Raw genomic sequence first — 13,999 nt, 5'->3', positions numbered from 1 at the left:
TTCTGTCCGTCCCGCTAGGCCTTCTCTTCTTGAATCAGGTCGATCATCTCTTGGCTTGAATGGACGCCGAGCTTTTGGTAGATGTGCTGGCGGTGGGTGCTCACGGTGCTCTTCGACAGGCACAGCTGGTCTTGGATGTAGGCAAGGTTACGGCCTTTGGCGAACAGCGTCATGATCTCGGTCTCGCGCTCGGATAGCCCGCAGCGCGCGGCAACGGCAAGGCACTTGTCGATGAAGCGTCGTTTCCTATCCGTGGGAAGCAGATTCACGGCGAAGGCTAGGTCGTGCTCGGTGAACGCCATCGCCGCCATCATGACGAGCACCGCGCCCAGCACGGCGCATGGGAACACCTGGGCAAGCTCGAAGGGCGTGCAATTCACCACGAAGCGCCCGATGAGCATGCCGATCAAAGGCCCGAAGGTCCAACCTGCGCGAACGAACTGGAATACGCGGACGCTGGTCGCAGGATACTGGTGGCAGGCGCCGCAAATGAGGACCCATGCTAGGATGCCGTAGCACTGGAATGCCGCCGAGTTGAGGGCGTAGGGGGCCACGGCGCTTATCGGGTACAGCAGGGGGGTGGGCAGCAGCAGCGCACCGAGCGCCAGGAACAGCATGAGGATGCGGTAGCAGAGCTCTGGGGCTCGCGGCGTTTTCATGCTGACCAGGGCCAACATGATCACTGTGGCCCCGAGCCCGATGATAAGCGCCGCGCCCGCCTGGATGAACGCGTAATATTGCCCGCCTGCGCCTGCGATGCCCATTTGAATGTACAGCGTGCGCGCCAGCTCGTTCGCGCAGCCGATAAGCGCGCAGCATAGCGCCAGAGCCAGCGTGAGGTGGCGCAGCTGGCGTCGATTCTCCGGGCTGGCGGGCTCGGTTTGCGCGGGAAGGGGCTTGTCGTCGATGGCCTGCTTGCCCTTTTGGGTTGACGCGCCCGTGTCACGCAAAAAGGAGCTGATCACGGGCATGCTGGCGGCGAAAAGGCATGATTCAAGCGGTCCGAAGAACGAGAACAGGCAGAAAAGCGCCGACATGCACAGGTATCCCAAGGCGGCTATGGCTGCGGTGGCCTTTGCGGAGAACTTGCTCATAAGGATGCCGAATTGCGCTAGGAAGAGGCCTGACGAGACGCCTGAGACGACGCCCGATGCGGTGGTGAGCGCGATGCTTGCGGCGAATGCCCCCGTCGCTGATTCGCCGTCGGCCCAGCCGGCTGCAACGGGCAGCAGCAGCGTAGATGCCGCCATGGCTATTGCCGACCCTACGCGGGCGGGCCTCTTCGCCAGCCAGAGGGCGCAACGCCTGTGCTCGATTCCGATGAGGATCTGCGTGAGCAGCAGCGTGCAGATGGATATCAGGTAAACCGTATCGAGCACGGGCTCGCCTTTGTCGCCCACGATGTTCAGGCTTTGGAACGTCATGGGGACCCATGCCAGAAAGCAGCCGAGCGCCACGCCCGTCAACGCCTCGGTGCGCCCGAGCGATTCTCGGGCCTGCTCCTTTTTACCCTCCAGTGTTCGAGAGAGTTTCCCGCGATTCGTCGAGCCGTCGCCGGCGCCTTGCTTCGGCTTTCCGCAGCCGCGGTCCGCGGTGCGCGCTTCTTCGCTTTTGCCGGCATCGGCAGATGCCTGCGCGGCGCGCAGGCTGCGATCCCTCGCAGCGGCCGTGGTGTTCTTCTCCCCCAAGAAAAATCCTCTCCCTCGTTTGAAGGCGATTATAGTACACCCCCTTCATTCGCCTGAACCCATCCGTGAAGTCAGCCTGGGATAACACCCGAGTCAGGTATATCCCCAGTTCAAAGGCATCATGTTACTAACATGATTTCGAAAACCCGCCCTCAACCATGCTGCCGGCCGGATTCGACGCTTGCTTTGCGCGTCGTATCGTCGGGAAGGCGAACGCACCGCGGGCTCGGCCCCAAACCCCAAGCAAGCCCCGGACGCGGTGATGTTTCGCAGGGCCTTGGGAAACCCCGAGAACCCGAGAAGAGGGGCGGCAAGCAGCCGAAGACGAGGGCTGCGATGCCGTACGACCATAGAGGAGATGGCGCCTTGCAAGGCGTCGAAGGAAAGGAGGATGCATGGGCAAGCTCACGATGACGCGCCGCACGTTCGCGAAGATGGCTGCGGCCACCGCCGCCGCCGTCGGCGTTGCGGCTCCGGCAAGCTCTGCGCTGGCCGAGACCAAAACCGGCACCACCGGCGCCGGCGAGGTCAAGCGCATCCGTTCCACCTGCCGCGGCTGCGGCAAGATGGAATGCGGCGTGTGGGTGTATGTGCAGGATGGAAAGGTCATCCGCAGCGAAGGCGACGAGGCCGCCTTCCAATCCATGGGCAATCACTGCTCCAAGGGCCAGGCCTCGCTGCAGGCTGCATATCATCCCGATCGCCTGAAGTACCCCATGAAGCGCACGAACCCGAAGGATTCCAACGATCCCGGCTGGCAGCGCATCACTTGGGACGAAGCCATGGAGACCATCGGCGAGAAGTTCAGCGAGCTGCAGTCCAAGTACGGCAACGAGACGTACTTCAGCATGGCCGGCACCAGCCGCATCTGGTCCATGGGCCCTTACGCGGCGTTGAAGCAGTGCTTCGTAAGCCCGAACGCGATCCAGGCCAACGAGATCTGCAAAGGCCCGCGTTTCTATGCCACGAAGCTCAACGACTACAACGCTTACAGCTGGATGGAGACCGTCGGCCGTCCGCGCGTGTACGTGCAGTGGGGCGGCGCTTCCGAGCTGTCGAACTACGATGACTCGTGCCGTACCACGGTAGACGTGGCAACGCGCGCCGATTACCACATCCTGGTGGACCCGCGTCAGACGAACCTGGGCAAGGAAGCCGATATCTGGCTGCCGCTGCGCCCCGGCACCGATGCCGCCATGGGCTTGGGCTGGATCAACGTCGTCATCAACAAGGGCCTCTACGACGACCTGTACGTGCGCAAATGGATGAACGCCCCCATGCTGGTGGTGGAGGACGAGGATTGGGAGCCTTCCGTCTCCGATTCCCAGTCCACGCACGGCTCCAAGAAGAACCGCCTGCTCAAGCAGTCCGACATCAAGGAAGGCGGCTCGAACACCGCGTTCATGGTGCTCAACGAGCTGAACGGCGAGCTGACGTATTACGAGTCCAACGGCAAGTCCGTGGCGTCCTCGGTCACTGATGCCTCCGCCGCCGATCTGAGCTTGTCCAGCAGCTCCAGCTCCGGCAAGTTGCCCCACTGGGAGGGCGAGGATTGGAAGCCCGCGACCGCCGGCCGCGAGGCTCAGATCCACGGCCTGGACCTGACGGGCCAAAGCCAGGGCTTCGTCACCGACGCCACGCCGTTCATCGACGGCCTGTACCCGGCGCTGTACACGCCCGAAGGCGGCCTTGAGGTTACGCTGAAGGACGGCAAGAAGGTGCATTGCCGCACCGTCTGGGAGCATTTGTGCGACCGCGTCGCCGAGTACACGCCCGAGAAGGTTGCCGAGATCACCGGCTGCAAGGCCGAGGACATCGAGCGCGCCGCGACCATCTACGCCACGCGTCTCGACCCCTCCACCGGCTACGGCAACGGCGGCATCCAGTACATGCTGCCGCTCGAGCACAGCTGCAACTCGCTGCAGACCAACCGCACCATGGACATCCTGTGCGGCATCACCGGCAACATGGACATCCCGGGCGGCATGCGCGGCTCCACCGCTGGCTGGCCGTTCTTCGACCTGGCCATGACGCTGCCCTCCGCGGCCTCCGTGAAGGGCTCGCCCGACCAGTCCAAGATCATCGGCGGCGATAAGTTCCCTATGCTGGCAGACCCGAAGTGCAACCCCAGCTGGGCGGACGCCACGAGCATCTACAAGACCATCGAGACGGGTCAGCCCTACAAGCTGTCCTGCGGCATCGGCCAGACCGGCGACCACATGAACCAGTCGAACAGCCTGTACGCCTACGAGCAGCTCAAGAAGTTGGACTTCTGGGTTTCCATCGACCTGTGGGAGACGCCTACCGTGGGCGTCGCCGACATCGTGCTGCCGGCTGCGCATTGGATGGAGCTCGACTGCATCCGCAAGTCGCAGGGTTCTTCGGGCTCGTTCGGCGCTACGTGCAAGGCAGTGGAGCCGCCGGCGGAGGCGGAGCCTGACCTGAAGATCGTCATGCGCATCTTCAAGGCCATGGGCCAGCCGTACTGCGAGGGCAGCACCGATGACGAGAAGTGGCCCATCGACGATGCCGAGAACGTGTGCAACAACATCGCGCTCGCCGGCTTCAGGATCCCCGAGTGGCAGGACTACAAGCAGGCCTTCCAGGAGAACGGCCCGTGGGATTCCAAGATCGAGAAGCCCGAGGCCTGGGGCACGTATCGCCGTTACGAAACCGGTTGGGCAACCACGTCCGACTCCCCGGCGGCGGTGCAGGCGGTCATGGACCATCCGCAGGGTTGGGACACGTCCACCGGCAAGCAGGAGATCTGGTCGACGGTCATCGATAACTACTATCCCAACGATGACCAGGCTATTCCGACGTTCCGCGAGGCGCCGCACGGCCCGGTCGCCGATCCGGATCTGTTCGAGGACGACAGCTCGTTCCTGGCTACCACCGGTCGACGCATCCCCGTGTACTTCCACAACGAGCATCGCCAGCTTCCCTGGTGCCGCGAGCTGTGGCCCGTGCCGCGCATCGAGATGAACCCCGAGGATGCCGAGCGCATCGGCGTCGAGCAGGGCGACTGGGTGTGGATCGAGACCAAGGAGCACAAGATCCGCGAGGTCGTCGACCTGTACCACGGCATCGCGCCCGGTGTGGTGAACCTGGAGCACCAGTGGTGGTTCCCCGAGCTGAAGCAGGCCGACAAGGGCTTTGCGCTGTGCGGTGTGAACTGCCTGCTGGACAAGGACGCTCAGGACCCGTTCATCGGCACGTCGAACCTGCGCGCTTATGGCGTGAAGGTGTACAAGGCCACGGCGGAGAACTCCCCGTTCGGCAATCCCGTGCCCTGCGGCGACGACGGCACCGAGATCATCCATGACTCCAGCGATCCGCGCCTGAAGGCGTGGGCGCCTGATTACGAGGGGAGGACGAAGGCATGAGCCATCCGGCAATCGTAACCGACCTGAACAAGTGCGTCGGCTGCCTGGCGTGCAGCGTTGCCTGCAAAGCGTTCAACGGCGTGCCGATCGGCAGCTTCTGGAACAAGACGCTGCGCATCGGGCCCTATCCGACAGCGGAAGGTTCCGGGCACTTCCCGGACGTGTATACGTACTTCCTGACCGTGCAGTGCCAGCACTGCGCCGACCCGGAGTGCGTGAAGGTGTGCCCGACCGAGGCCAGCCACATCGCCGCCGACGGCACCGTGCAGATCGACAAGTCGAAGTGCATCGGCTGCCAGTTCTGCGCCATGAGCTGCCCTTATGGCGTGCGTTACCTCAACGATGAGGAGCGCGTGGTTGAGAAGTGCACCCTGTGCGAGCAGAAGACCGCGCAGGGCGAGCTGCCCCAGTGCGTCACGCAGTGCGGTGGTTTCGCGCGCTTCTTCGGCGACTTGGACGAGGGCATCGAGAGCTTCCGCGGCCCCTACAACAAGACGCTTGGCGAGCTGACCGGCGAGGACGGCGACTATCCGATCAAGCCGTTCGAGGATTCCGACGTGCATCATTTGCCCGATGTGGGGAACCATCCCTCGTTCCGCTACATCCTGCGCAACCACGAGTGGAAGGGAGAAGAGTAATGGAACTGCAATGGCCTCTGATCCTTTTCACCACCCTTACTGCATGGGGCTGCGGCGTGCTCGGCGGCGCCGGCGCGCTGGCGCTCAAGGACGCCGGTAAGAAGTCCCAGCAGCTGCTGGCGATCCTGTCCTGCGTGCTGCTGGCTTTGGGCGGCATCGCCGTGTTCTTCCACCTGCAGCACTGGGAGCGCATCTTCAACGGCTTCGGCCACATCACCTCCGGCATCACGCAGGAGCTGATCGCGATCGTGGTGTTCGTCGTGATCGCCGTGGCGTACTTCGTGCTCGCTCGCAAGTCCGACGACGGCGGCACGCTGCCGAAGTGGATGGCGTGGGTCGCCATCGCCATCAGCGTGGTGCTGGCCGCGGTGTGCGCGCATAGCTACATGATGCCGGCGCGCCCGGCGTGGGATTCCGTGCTCGAGGTGCTCTCCATCGTGGGCGCAGCCTTCCTCCTCGGCCCCGCCACCTGCGCGGTCGTGCTGGCCGCCAAGGGCGAGGATGCCGACGCCTGCGGCCTGCCGGCCGTGGCCGGCTCCGCGATCGGCGCCGTGTGCACCGCCGCCTACGCCGCGTTCATCCAGATGAGCGCCGGCGCGTTCTCCCAGGTCGGCTACTACTTCGACCCGACGCACCCCACCAAGGCCGTGGCCGACGCCGCCGCGACCGTCGGGGCGCAGGCTCCGCTGCTGTGGCTGGGCGCCGTGGTCGTTGGCGCGGTCGTGTCGCTCGTGTGCTGCGTGATGGCCCGCAAGAAGGGCGACGCGGCAAGCTGGAAGGTCTTCGGCGGCGTGGCCGTGGTCGCGGCCCTCATCGGCGCGGTATGCCTGCGCGTCGCCTTCTACAACGTGGGCCTGTCCGTGTTCATGTTCTACTAGGGCGCTTCCCCGGGTCCGGCCGGGCCGCTTGGCCCGGCCGCCCATGGCGGCCCGGGCCGATGCCCTTGCGGGGCTTCGGCCCGCCAATCTCCCCGCCTCGCCGTCGGCGACTCCCTCCTCGGCGGCGAGGCGGAGGCCGGCCCGTCTCGGCGGCCCCCCCATCGGGCAGCCGGCCGACAACCGAATATCCTGAGCGGCCCCTTCCGCTTGGAGACACCCTTTCCCCAAACCCCCCTTGCAAACAGGGACGTCTCCAAGCGGAAGGGGCCGCCTTGCGTTCAGGTCCGCGGACGTTTGACCGGCGCTGATCCTACGCCTCGACCTTCCCCAGCAGCCAATCAAGCGCGTAGATGCGTCGTATGCCGTCGTAGGATTGCTCGCGGGCGTCGTCGAGGGTCAGCAGCGTTTTCGGGTAGTTGTCGCGCACGCTTTCGAACGAGGACAGCTCCCGCTGCAGCGTTTCCTCGTGCGCTGTCGTTTCGCTCACTTGCCAGTATTTCACGCCTGCGGGGCCGTTGGTCACGAAGTCTATCTCGCCCGTGGGACCTTGGCCCACGTATACGTTCTTCTCGCGTCTCAGCAGCTCGAGGAACACCAGGTTTTCCAGGATGCGCCCCGTGTCGCGCACGCCGTTCGAGCACAGTACCCGGCGAAGGCCCATGTCAACGGCGTAGTATTTCTTCTCTTGCTTCAGGATGCGCTTCCCGCGCACATCGTAGCGGTCGACGGGGTACACGAGGAAAGCGGCCTCGAGCGCCTCGAGGTAGCGGTTCACGGTGGGCGCTGAGATGGAATGCCCGCCTGCGGTCATGGCTTTGGCGATGGAAGAGGGGCTGGCGAGGTTTCCGATGTTGTCGTAGAGAAACGCGCTGAGCCGTCGCAATGCGGGCGCGTTGCCGCCGACGCGCTGCGCCACGTCCTTCACCAATATGGTGTTCAGCACGCCGTCAAGGTAGTCGAACGTCAGACCGTCGTCGCCTCCGAGCTGCATGATCGCGGGAAACGATCCATCATGCAGGAAATCGGACCAGAGTCGGGTTTGCGTTACTTCGCCTTTGTGCGCTTCCGTGTATTCCGAGAACGAGAACGGCAGCATCTTGATTTCCACGTAGCGTCCGGAGAGCAGGGTTGCAAGCGTTCCGCTGAGCAGATGCGCGTTCGATCCGGTTATATATAGGTCGATGTTGGGGCGCACGTACAGGCTGTCGATGGCCTTTTGGAAGTCGGGTACGTTCTGCACCTCGTCGAGCAGCACGTAGTGTATGGCGTCGCCGGCGCACTGCGACAGCACGGCGTCGTGCAGCGCATGGTATTCGAGCAGAGGCTCGTTCTCCATCATCTCGAGATTGATGTGGATGATGCGCTCGGCGCCTATTCCGCTTGTGCGAAGATGGGCCTTCCATTGTTCCATGAGCGTGGACTTTCCGCAGCGGCGCACGCCCGTGATGACCTTGATGACATCCTTGTCCTTCCAGCATCGCAGGTCGGCAAGGTACCTCTCGCGTGATATCATGTGCGGCTCCTGAAACCCGAAGATAATGAAAATCTAATTTCAGAATAACATGTATAGCGATTGAAATGAAAATAGACTTTCATTTCAATCGCTATATGAAGGGAAGCCGAAGTTCGTTTTGCTTTCATCGAAGTCATGACACATAGGGGACGTAGCGCTATCTGTCCGGTTTGCGATTACGTGACAGCGCGGCTCAGGTTCGCCCCTGCTGCGCTTCCGGCCGGCGGCCGCCGTTTCGCTGTGGGAAACCCGGGCAGATAACGCTACGTCCCCGAGCGTCCGACATCGTCGGCGCTGCGGGACGGACCTTCTGCCCGCCCTCTACCCGTTCTCTTCTTGGATCAGGTCAATCATCTCTTGGGCGGAGTGGACGCCGAGTTTTTGGTAGATGTGTTGGCGATGGGTGCTCACGGTGCTCTTCGATAGGCACAGCTCCTCTTGCACGTAGGGCAGGTTGCGGCCTTTTGCGAACATGATCATGATCTCGCCCTCGCGCTCGGTCAGGTGGTAGCGCTCGATGACGGCGCGGCAGCGATCTTGGAAACGCTGTTTGCGGTCGGTCGGCATGATGCTGAGCGCCCGGGCAAGCGCGTTCTCCGTGAACACGAAGTTGTTCACGACCACGATGAGCAGCACGCAGGTGCACGCGGCGGTGAACGCGCCGGCGACGTCGAGCCCCACGCCGTACCACAGCCATCGTCCGACCAGCATTCCCATAAGCGGCCCGGCGCACCACGCGGCTCGGATAAGCCCGAACGCGAACAGGCACGAGGTTTGATAGCGGCGGCACAAACCGGCGATGAGAATCCACATGCCCATGCCCAGGCATTGGAACGCGCCGACGTCGATCGCCAACGGCAGGTAGGCGGGAATGGCGGGGAACAGCATCGGTGCAGGCAAGAGCAGCGCGCCGACAAGCAGGAACGTGGTGATGAGCCGGTAGCATGCCTCGGGGCCGCGGACGCCCTTCGAGGTGATGAGCACGAGCGCCACGCCGATGGATCCGATAGCGGTCAGCGTGGTGATCCCGCCCTGCGCAATGGCGTAAGGCGTCACATCGCTGCTGGCGAACTGCCCCATCTGCACATAGAGCGTTCGCGACAGCTCATAGGACACGCCGCATACGAGCATGGTCGAGCCGAGCGCGCAAATCAGGTGGATCAGCTGGCGATGTTCGGCGGGGTCCTCGGGGTCGGCTTGGCGCGGCAGGGCGTTGACCTGCTTCTTGTCGATTTGCAAGCTGGAAACCCCGTAGAACAGAAACGCCGCGGCCACGGGACCCATGCTGGCGCAGAACAGCACGGACTCGAAGCGCCCGAAGAACAGGAAAGCGAAGAACAGTACGGTAGAGGCTAGGTACCCGATGGCGATGGCTGCGGCCGATTGCTTGAGCGACAGCACGCCCAACACCGCGCCGAAGTTCATGAGAAACAGCGCGGAGAACACGCCGGTTCCTATTCCGTACGCGGTGACGAGGACCATGCCTACCGTTCCCTCTTCGCCCCCGCCGAGCACCAGCAGCGTGCAAATGGCTAGGCCGGTGGGGAACAGATAGCGCGCCGGCACCGAGCCCAGCAGCCGATCGAACTGTTTGTGGAAGATGCCGCAGAGCGCCAGTGTCACAGTGGTGGCGATGATGGACAGCAGGTACGCCTGGTCGAGGATGCCCTCGTAATGCGGAAGCCCTGCGTAGAGGTTCATGCTCTGAAACGCCATAAGCGGCCATGCCAGCGTGCATCCCAGCGCCACGCCGATGCCGATGATGGCGGGCGTGATGAGCCCTGCGGCTTGACTCCGCGTCCTCTTGTCGCCTTTGCTCGTCTTCAAGTTCCCCAAAACCTGCTCCCCCGGTAACCCATATCAACTTGGTTTCATTATACGAATGCTCGACGGTTCGAGGGCGTTTGTCGGAGCCTCGATTTCGTTATTCCGCAAAACCCCCAGGTCAAACATCTCATGCATATCGCACGATATTGCGAAATCGGCTCTCGTGCCCGATTTCGAAGCCCTATCGCGCTCGCTATCTTCGGATGCGTTGTGAAAACGCAAGGGCTGAGCGCAACACGTCGGCGGCAATGCGGGCGAAGTCGCTTGATGCTCGGGGAAGCGCCCGAGGGAGCGTTTTCCTCCCCGCGACGCGATGCCGCTGCAGCGCGTTCGCGGGAGCGAGAGGACGAGAGAAGGAGGAGAGCATGGGCAAGCTGAATATGACGCGTCGCGCGTTCACGAAGCTGGCCGCCGCCACTGCGGCCGCCGCTGCCGTGGTTGCGCCTACGGGCGCCGCGCTGGCCGAGTCGAACAGCGCCACCCAAAGCAAGGCGGGCGAGACCAAGCGCGTGCGTTCCTGCTGCCGCGGCTGCGGCAAGATGGAATGCGGCGTGTGGGTCATCGTCGAGAACGGCCGCGCCATCCGCACGGAAGGCGACGAGAGCGCGTTCCATTCCATGGGCAACCACTGTGGCAAGGGCCAGGCGTCGCTGCAAGCGGCGTACCACCCCGACCGCTTATACCATCCCATGAAGCGCACGAACGCCCGCGGCGAGGACGATCCCGGTTGGGTGCGCATCAGCTGGGACGAGGCGATGAGCACCATCGCCGAGAAGCTGCAGGAGACGATGGACCGCTACGGCGGAGAGTCCATCTTCGGCATGTCGGGCACTAGCCGCATCTGGGGCATGTTCGCGTACGGTGCGCTCGGCCAGCTGGTCGGCAGCCCGAACATGTGCATCCCGTGGCAGGTGTGCAAGGGCCCGCGCTTCTTCGCCACCGCGCTGAACTCCATGATGCAGGCATCGTGGATGGAGACGGTCGGCCGCCCGAAGGTCTACACGTCCTGGGGCACCGGTCCGGAGCTTTCGAACTACGACGACTCCTGCCGTACCGTGGTCGACGTCGCCGAGAAGGCCGACACTCACATCGTGGTCGACCCGCGCATGACCAACCTGGGCAAGGAGGCCGACATCTGGCTGAACCTGCGTCCCGGCACCGACGGCGCCATGGCCATGGGCTGGTTGAACGTGCTGATCAACAACGACCTGTACGACGATCTGTTCGCCAAGAAGTGGACCGACGCGCCGTTCCTGGTTTGCAACGACGTGGAGCCCTCCGGCTACGAGGTCTACCGATTCACCAGCGGCAAGTGCCAGATCAAGACGCGCCTGCTCAAGGAAAGCGACCTGAAGGAAGACGGCGATCCGCACAAGTTCATGGTGTGGGACAACCTGAACAACCGCATGACCTACTTCGACGCCAACAGCGGCCTGTGGGAAGGCGAGACGTGGAGCAAGCCGACGGCCGGCCATGAAGGCATGCAGGAGCATCTGGTGCCCGGCGTGAGCCAGGGCTGGGTTCCCGATCCGACGCCGTTCGACCCCGCCATCGACCCGGCGCTGTACGGCGAGTTCGAGGTGGAGCTGAAGGACGGTCGCAAGTCCAAGGTCAAGCCCGTGTGGGAGTACTTCACCGCACGCGTGGCCGAGTACACGCCCGAGAAGGTTTCCGAGATCACCGGCGTGCCGGCCGAATCCATCGAGCGCGCTGCGAAGATCCACGCCACGCGCATCGACCCGTCCACCGGCTACGGCAACGGTGGCGTGCAATATCAGCTGGCCATCGAGCACAGCTGCAACGCCATCGCCATGGTCCGCGCCATGGACACCTACATCGGCCTGTCGGGCAACTGGGACGTTCCCGCAGGTCATCGCGGCGGCACCCAGGGCGAGTTCATCTTCAAGGCCGGCCTTGGCGCCGTGGCCCCCGGCATCCCGAACATCTCGGCAGAGGAGTTCAACAAGACGCTCGGCATCGAGGATTACCCGCTTTTGGGCTGGTGGCAGGGCTGGGCGGACGACGCCAGCGTGTGGAAGGCCATCGAGACGGGCGACCCGTACCCGGTGAAGGCCGGCTGGTGCTCCACGGGCGACTTCATGTGCATGTCGAACTCCCTGCAGAAGTGGAAGGCGTTCCCCAACCTGGACTTCTTCGTGTGCGAGGACCTGTGGAAGACGCCGACCGCCGGCATGGCGGACATCCTGCTTCCCGCGCAGCACTGGCTTGAGACCGACTGCCCGCGTCTTTCGCAAGGCCCGTCGGGCGGCCAGGGCGCAACGTGCCGCGCCATCGAGCCTCCCGCCGATACGCTGCACGATATCGAGATCGCCACGATGATTTACAAGTACATGGGCAAGCAGTGGGGTCCCGACGAGAACAAGTGGCCCAGCCGCATCGAGAACCTTGACATCATGCTCAATACCGGCCGCCAAGGCGATCCCATCACATGGGAAGAGTACAAGGACGACTTCCAGAAGAACGGCTGGAAGGACGCCAAGGTGGCCGCGCCCGACACGTGGGGCACGTATCGCCGCTACGAGACGGGCATGATGCCGCTGAAGGCATACGGCGACAAGAACGCGCTCGAGGAGTTCGCCAAGCCCGGCTTCGGCACGCCGACCCGCAAGATGGAGATTTGGAACACGCTCATCGAGACGTTCATGCCCGAGGATGAGGAAGACTTCTTGCCCACGTACAAGGAGCCGCCGCTGAGCCCGATCTCCGACCCGGAGATGAACGAGAAGTACCCGTTTACCGCCACGACCGGTCGCCGTATCCCGGTGTACTTCCACTCCGAGCATCGCCAGCTGCCGTGGTGCCGCGAGATGTGGCCGGCGCCGCGCATCGAGATCAACCCGCAGGATGCCGCGCGCTTGGGCATCGAGCAGGGCGATTGGGTGTGGATCGAGAACGATAACGGTAAGATCCGTCAGGTGGCCGACCTGTACCACGGCATCGCGCCCGGCACGGTGAACCTGGAGCATCAGTGGTGGTTCCCCGAGCTCGATCAGGCCGACAAGGGTTACGACCTGTGCGGTTGCAACTGCCTGGTCACCACGGGCAAGGGCTATCAGGACCGCATCTCCGGCACCAGCTACCTGCGCGCGTACCCCGTGAACATCTACAAGGCAACGGCGGAGAACTCGCCGTTCGGCAATCCCGTGCCGTGCGATCACAACGGCAACGAGATCATCCACGACGCCTCCGACCCGCGTCTGAAGGAATGGCTGCCGAACTACGACGTTCGCGATGAAGCGTAAAGGAGGTGCGCGAAGATGACCCATTATGCGATTGCGACGGATCTGAACCGTTGCGTGGGCTGCCTGGCATGCAGCGTGGCGTGCAAGGCCATGAACAACGTGCCGGTGGGCGATTACTGGAATAAGACGTTGCGCATCGGCCCGAACCCGAAGAAGGACGGCTGCGGAACGTGGCCTGATGTGGAGATGTACTTCCTGACCGTGCAGTGCCAGCACTGCAAGGATCCGGAGTGCGTGAAAGTGTGCCCGACCGAGGCCAGCCACATCGCCGCCGACGGCACCGTGCAGATTGACAAGTCGAAGTGCATCGGCTGCCAGTTCTGCGCCATGAGCTGCCCTTATGGCGTACGTTACCTCAATGCCGAGGAGCGCGTGGTTGAGAAGTGCACCCTGTGCGAGCAGCGCATCGCCCAAGGCGAGCTGCCTGCTTGCGTGGCGCAATGCGGCGGCCGTGCCCGCTTCTTCGGCGACCTGGACAAGGGTATCGATTCGTTCGAGGCGCCGTGGGTGGTCGACGTGACCGAGGGCGATCCGAGCTACGACAAGACCGAGCACACGCGCATCACGTTGAAGGAGTGCGTGCAGGAGTACAAGCAGTCCGACGTTCACCATCTGCCGGACGTGGGCAATGACCCCAGCTTCGTGTACATCCTGCGCGACCGCGATTGGCAAGGGGAGGAGTAGATCATGGAACTGCAATGGCCTCTGATTTTGTTCACCACCCTTACCGCATGGGGCTGCGGCGTGCTCGGCGGCGCCGGCGCGCTGGCGCTCAAGGACGCCGGTAAGAAGTCCCAGCAGCTGCT

General features: G+C 63.6%; 8 protein-coding genes. 5 read left to right on the top strand and 3 right to left on the bottom strand.

Going from position 1 to position 13,999, the window contains the following annotated elements; genetic code table 11:
* Positions 1–14: 14 nt before the first annotated feature.
* Positions 15–1,688, bottom strand: coding sequence for a helix-turn-helix domain-containing protein (locus tag Q0G75_RS04850; RefSeq protein ID WP_294415060.1), 1,674 nt, complete (start codon positions 1,686–1,688; stop codon positions 15–17).
* Positions 1,689–2,083: 395 nt separating this feature from the next.
* Here Q0G75_RS04850 and Q0G75_RS04845 point away from each other — a divergent pair, with 395 nt between their 5' ends.
* The 3 genes from Q0G75_RS04845 to Q0G75_RS04835 are packed head-to-tail and all read left to right on the top strand — an operon-like array spanning position 2,084 to position 6,590.
* Positions 2,084–5,074 carry a molybdopterin-dependent oxidoreductase gene (locus tag Q0G75_RS04845; protein WP_294415058.1) on the top strand — a complete coding sequence of 997 codons (2,991 nt, stop codon included), beginning with the start codon at positions 2,084–2,086 and terminating at the stop codon, positions 5,072–5,074.
* The gene (locus Q0G75_RS04840; RefSeq protein ID WP_042432574.1) at positions 5,071–5,712 is read left to right on the top strand and encodes a 4Fe-4S dicluster domain-containing protein; all 642 of its coding nucleotides are present in this window, start codon (positions 5,071–5,073) and stop codon (positions 5,710–5,712) included. The genes Q0G75_RS04845 and Q0G75_RS04840 overlap by 4 nt, the downstream gene beginning before the upstream one ends.
* Entirely contained in the window at positions 5,712–6,590 is an 879-nt protein-coding gene (locus Q0G75_RS04835; protein ID WP_294417749.1) for a DmsC/YnfH family molybdoenzyme membrane anchor subunit, read from the top strand. Before Q0G75_RS04840 ends, Q0G75_RS04835 begins: the two co-directional genes overlap by 1 nt.
* Positions 6,591–6,900: 310 nt before the next feature.
* Here the strand turns inward: Q0G75_RS04835 and Q0G75_RS04830 are convergent, their stop codons facing one another.
* Positions 6,901–8,103 (bottom strand): ATP-binding protein, encoded by a 1,203-nt coding sequence (locus tag Q0G75_RS04830; protein ID WP_294415052.1) that lies wholly within the window; start codon positions 8,101–8,103, stop codon positions 6,901–6,903.
* A gap of 321 nt (positions 8,104–8,424) precedes the next feature.
* Positions 8,425–9,930, bottom strand: coding sequence for a LuxR C-terminal-related transcriptional regulator (locus Q0G75_RS04825; RefSeq protein ID WP_294415050.1), 1,506 nt, complete (start codon positions 9,928–9,930; stop codon positions 8,425–8,427).
* A gap of 365 nt (positions 9,931–10,295) precedes the next feature.
* Between Q0G75_RS04825 and Q0G75_RS04820 the strand changes: the two genes are divergently transcribed.
* Complete coding sequence (locus Q0G75_RS04820; RefSeq protein WP_294415047.1) at positions 10,296–13,193, top strand: molybdopterin-dependent oxidoreductase; 2,898 nt, start codon at positions 10,296–10,298, stop codon at positions 13,191–13,193.
* Between the two features lie 15 nt (positions 13,194–13,208).
* Entirely contained in the window at positions 13,209–13,877 is a 669-nt protein-coding gene (locus Q0G75_RS04815) for a 4Fe-4S dicluster domain-containing protein (RefSeq protein WP_294415045.1), read from the top strand.
* Positions 13,878–13,999 lie beyond the last annotated feature (122 nt).

Origin of the sequence: uncultured Senegalimassilia sp. (assembly GCF_934636665.1) — a bacterium.
Lineage (GTDB): Bacteria > Actinomycetota > Coriobacteriia > Coriobacteriales > Eggerthellaceae > Senegalimassilia.
This window is presented reverse-complemented; position numbering and strand designations above follow the sequence as displayed.